The sequence below is a fragment of the Rhizobacter sp. P1_G5 genome, assembly GCF_056405435.1.
On the sequence record NZ_JBFUCB010000454.1, the window covers coordinates 1 to 5,053 of the forward strand.

The following is a 5,053-nucleotide window of genomic DNA, read 5'->3' on the forward strand; positions in this document are numbered from 1 at the left end:
CGACCGTGAACAGCGCGCCCAGCGTGGTGCCCGCCGCGTCGCGCGCCTGGCCGAACTCCGGCCAGAAGACGAGGGCGACGCCGGCCAGCCCGAGCAGGCCGCCAGCGATGAAGCGCGGCCCGACCGCGACGCCGAACAGCCAGCGTGCGCCGAGCCCGGTGATCAGCGGCGAGGCCGAGTAGCTGACCGCGACCAGCCCCGACGGCAGCAGCCGCTCGGCGTGGTAGACGCACAGGTACGACACGCCGTACAGGAACATGCCCTGCAGCGCGAACCAGGCGTGCTGGCGCGGCGCGAAACGCAGCGAGATGCCGCGCGCCGCGGCGAACGCGAGGATCACCGCGCTGGCCAGCGCGAAGCGCAGCGCGACGCCGAACTCCGGCGTCGTGACGCCGACCTGGTACGTGATCGCATGCCAGGTCGTGCCCCAGGTCAGCACGCAGGCGGCGAACAGCTGCCAGTTGCGAAGATGGACCACCTCAGAACTTGATGCTCGCGCTGCCGGCCAGCCCGCTGCGCAGCCCGCATTCGATGCCCTCGACGATCACCGCGTTCATGCCGAAGGTGATCTTGCCGTCGAGCCGCTCGTCGGCCCGGTAGCTCGACAGCGTGTCGCCCGGCTCGTGCCCCGGCTCGCCGGTCTCGGGGTCGACGTTCGGGATCGGGCAGCGCGGGCAGGGCTTGACCAGCCGCAGCCGCACCAGCCCTTCGGGCGTGTCGAAGCGGATCTCGTCGAGGAAATCCTCGCCGTGCGCGTCCAGCCCGTCCAGCACCAGGTTCGGCCGGAAGCGCGCCATCGTCGCCGCGGCCACGCCCTTGCGCGCGAGGCGCTCGTTCAGCTCGTCGAGCGAGGCCTGCGAGACCACCAGCAGCGGAAAACCGTCGCTGAACGCGTTCTCGGCATCGATGTCGCCGCTCCATTGCTTGCTCGACAGCCGCTTCTGCTCGGGGTCGAAGCGCGCCAGGCGCAGCGGGAACTTCACGTCGCTGCTGCCCGGCGCCGCCAGGAAATCGCTGAACCACTGCGCCGCCAGGTCGCCCATGTCGTAGGCCGCGACGGTGTCGTTCCAGACGGTGACCTGGCGCGGCGCCTCCACCGCATCGAGCGCCAGGTGCAGCGCCAGCATGCCGGGCGCGCGCAGCACCAGCTCGGTGTGCTTCAGCGTCGTGCGGATCAGCGCCATGCGCGGCAGTTCGCGCTGGCTCACGAAGCGGCCGGCGGCATCGACCACCATCCACGCGCGGTCGAACTCGAGCCCGGTCTCGATCAGCAGCGATTCGTCGAGCGCCACGCCGGCACAGCTCTTCACCGGGTACACGTGCACGCTGCGCAGCGTCACCTGCACATCCCCCTCCGCCAGCTCGCTCACTTGAACAGCCCCTTCAGCTTGTCTTTCAGTTGGTCCTTGGTCGACGGCTGCGGCCCCGAGGCCGCGCCGCTCGCTGCCGACGGCAGGCCGAGCTTGCCGCGCAGGCTCTCCTTGAGCTTCTCCTCGGCCTTGCCGGTCACCTCGCTCTTCAGCACCTGGGCGGCGATCTGCGACCACTGGATCTTCCAGTCGATCGCGTCCAGCGGCCCGGTCAGCAGCACCGGCACGGTCACGCCCTTCAGCGCCGCGAGGTCGGCGCCGTCCTGGCCCTTCGTGGTGTTGGCGACCGTGGCGCGCGCGGTGTAGTCGATGCGGCTGCGGCCGATGTCGACCATGCCCGAGCCGTTGAGCCGCAGGAACGGGCTCTTGGCATCGAGGTCGGCGTTGCGCGCGATGCCGTCGGTGATCACGAAGCTGGCCGTCAGCTCCGAGAAATCGGTCTTCTCGGCTGTGTTCGATTTCTGCGCGCTGTCCTGCTTCATCGACAGCGCCGCCTTGGCCTGGCGCAGGCTCTTCGCGAGGTTGACGCCCTTGATCGCGCCGTCGCGCAGCTGCAGCGCGGCGGTGCCCTTCAGCCGCGCCTTCATCTCGTTGACGCTGCGCCCGGCCGTTTCGATGTCGGCGACCACGCGGCCGGTGCCTTCGAGGATGTCCTTCTTCGCGACATCCTTCAGCAGCGTGTTGACGTTGACGCCGGTGGCCGTCGCCTTCACCGCGACGCGGCTCGCGCGCGCATCGGCGAACGCGGTCGCGTCGAGCACGCCGCCCCAGGTCTTGCCGTACAGCTTGCTGACGCGCAGCATGCCGCCCTGCAGCGAGGCATCGAGCGCGGCATCGCTGACGCGGTAGGTCTGGTACGCGAAGCTGCCGATGCGCAGGCTGAACTCGCCCTGCAGCGCGCGCAGCGGCGACAGGTCGACCGGTGTGTCGGCGGCCGGCTTCTCGGTGGCGGCGGGCGCCGGGGCCGGTGCCGTGCTGGACGGCGGCAGCAGCCGGTTCAGGTCCAGCGCCTCGAAGTTGGCGGAGGCCTTCACGGTGATCGGTGTGCCGGCGAGCGTGACGGCACCTTCGCTGCGGAACGGGTTGGCGTTGATCTGCCCGGCCAGCGTCCAGTGCGCCGCCTGCGGCGACGCGTCGGCCTTGCCGCGCATGTCCAGCACCAGCGGTTGCAGCGACGGCTCCTGGATCTTCAGCTGGGCGGCCAGCGCGTCGAGCGCGAACGCGCTCTTGGCGGGCTGCAGCTGCAGGTCGGCGCGCACCGTGCCGGCCAGCTCGCGTTGACCGCTGGTTCCTTTCATGCTGCCCTTCAGCGTGGCCTCGAAACCGGGCACCTTGACCATGTCGAAGCTGCCGCCGGGCGCCGCCGACTTGAAGCTCGCATCGACCGCGGTCGGGCCTTCGAGCGACAGCTTGCCGCTCAGCGCGCTGCCGGTCAGCGCCTCGCCCTTCACGTTCAACTCGGGCCAGTCGAGCGTGGCCGACAGCGGCTGGCCGCCCTGCGTGCCGGCGAGCTTGACCTGCAGCGCATTGAGCGACAGGTTGCGCGCCGCCGGGTCGAACGCGAAGTGCTTGATCTGCACCCGGCTGCCCGCCAGCTTCAGCGAACCGAGCGTCGCGCCGAGGCCGAGGTCGAGGTCCTGCGCGTCGAGCGTGCCGCGCTGGCCGTCGTAGCCGAGCGCGCCCTGGATCTTCACGTCCATCGCCTGCACGCCGAACGCATCGCCCTGCCAGCCGAGCTGCATGTCGCGCAGCTTCACGCCCTGCTGCGTGAGCAGCAGCGTCAGCCTGGTCTCGCCGCTCAACCGGCCCTTGACGGCCGGCGCCTTCATCGCGAGCTCGGCCTGCAGCTTGACCGGCGACTCCACCTGGTCGGCCAGCCGGCCGGTGTGCAGCGAGTTCAGCGTGACCTCGCCGGAGAGCTGGTCGCGCTCGTCGCGCAGGCTCAGCCGCAGGTCGTCGAGCTGCACGCTGCTGACGTCGAAGCGCAGCGGCGCGCCCGAGGCCGCCTGGCTGGCGGACGTTCCCGGGGCGCCCGGGGGCGGCGCGTCGCCGGCGATCAGGTCGTCGATGTTGGTCTTGCCCTGCGCATCGCGCCGGTACACCAGGCGCAGGCCGCGGGCGCTGACGTGGTCGACCACCAGCTGCCGGCGCAGCAGCGGCAGCACTGCGACCGAGAGCGAGGCCTCGTCGAGCGCCGCGAACTCGTCGGCGCGGCCTTTCTCGCTGAGCTTGACGGCCGACAGCTGCACCGCCAGCCGCGGGAACACCGACAGCTTGATCGGCCCGTCGATCGCCAGCGTGCGGGCGCGGTGGGTTTTCATCCAGTCGATCGCGAGGCCCTTGTAGGCGTTCGGGTCGAAGGTCGACACCAGCCAGACGAGCACGGCGCCGAAGAGCAGCACCAGCAGGGCCAGTGCCAGCAGGAGTTTGCGGATCCAGGGTTTCATCGAATCGGTCGACCGCAGGGGCGCAGCATGGGGGCACCGATTCTGCCCTCAAGGGCGCCAGGGTGGTGCCGGTCCCTACAATGAAACCTCATGAAACGCTTCGATCTGTGTGTCCGAGGGGCCGGCATCGTCGGCCAGGCGCTGGCCTTGTCGCTGGCCCGGCAGGGGCTGAAGGTCGCGCTGGTGCCCGATGCCGCGCCGCATGCCGGCGAAGACGTGCGCGCCTACGCGCTGAACCCCGGCTCGGTCGCGCTGCTGGCCTCGCTGAAGGTCTGGGAGGCGCTGCCGCCRGGGGCCGCGACCGCGGTGCACGAGATGCGCGTCGAGGGCGATGCCGCCGGCGCGGCGCTCGAGTTCTCGGCCTGGCAGCAGCAGGTGGCCGAGCTGGCCTTCATCACCGACGTGGCGGCGCTGGAGCAGGCGCTCGCCACCGCGGTGCGCTATTCGCCCCACATCGAGCTGCTGGCGCCGGGCGTCGATGCCGATACCGAGGTGCAGGCGCCGCTGACGGCGCTGTGCGAAGGCAAGGCCTCGGCCTCGCGGGCCGCGCTGGGCGTGCGCTTCGAGCGCCACGACTACGGCCAGGTCGCGATCGCGGCGCGCCTGGTCGCCGACCAGCCGCACCGCCACGTGGCCCGGCAATGGTTCCGCGCGCCGGACATCCTGGCGCTGCTGCCGTTCGACCTGCCGCAGGCGGGCTGCTCGCATGCGCTGGTCTGGTCGCTGCCGCAGGCGCGTGCGCAGGAACTGCTGGCACTCGATGCCACGGCCTTCGAGCAGGCCTTGAACGAGGCCACCGGCGGCGCCTGCGGCCGGCTGAGCCTGGCGTCGGCGCGCGCCGGCTGGCCGCTGATCCAGGCGCGCGCCAGCGCCTGGTGCGGCCCCGGCTGGGTGCTGCTGGGCGATGCGGCCCATGTCGTTCACCCTTTGGCCGGCCAGGGATTGAACCTCGGGCTGGCCGACGTGGCCGCGCTGTCGCAGGTGCTGGCAGCGCGGGAGCCGTGGCGTGAACTATCAGACGCCAAGCTGCTGCGCCGTTACGAACGCTCACGTCTCGCACCCACCCGGGCGATGGGAGAATTGACCGGTGGCCTGTGGCGGTTGTTTTCCACGGACCAACCCGCGGTGCGGGAACTTCGCAACCGCGGCATGACTCTGGTCAACCACCTCTCCCCGCTGAAGCGCTGGCTGACCGCCCGGGCGCTCGACACCTGAAGGCATTGCCATGCTGAACTT

The 5,053-nt window shown here is 71.1% G+C and carries 4 protein-coding genes; 1 reads left to right on the top strand and 3 read right to left on the bottom strand.

Annotated elements, in window-relative coordinates:
* From AC1D12_RS24355 to AC1D12_RS24365, 3 genes are all read right to left on the bottom strand, one after another.
* On the bottom strand, window positions 1–478 hold a 478-nt coding region (locus AC1D12_RS24355), incomplete at its 3' end, for a DMT family transporter (RefSeq protein WP_477843397.1).
* A gap of 1 nt (window position 479) precedes the next feature.
* Window positions 480–1,370, bottom strand: a complete 891-nt coding sequence (locus tag AC1D12_RS24360) for an MOSC domain-containing protein (RefSeq protein ID WP_477843399.1) — start codon at window positions 1,368–1,370, stop codon at window positions 480–482.
* Complete coding sequence (locus AC1D12_RS24365) at window positions 1,367–3,817, bottom strand: AsmA family protein (RefSeq protein WP_477843401.1); 2,451 nt, start codon at window positions 3,815–3,817, stop codon at window positions 1,367–1,369. The genes AC1D12_RS24360 and AC1D12_RS24365 overlap by 4 nt, the downstream gene beginning before the upstream one ends.
* Before the next feature lie 90 nt (window positions 3,818–3,907).
* On the opposite strand from AC1D12_RS24365, the gene AC1D12_RS24370 reads away from it, so the two are divergent.
* On the top strand, window positions 3,908–5,032 hold the full coding sequence (locus tag AC1D12_RS24370; protein ID WP_477843402.1) for an FAD-dependent monooxygenase: 1,125 nt from the start codon (window positions 3,908–3,910) through the stop codon (window positions 5,030–5,032).
* Window positions 5,033–5,053 lie beyond the last annotated feature (21 nt).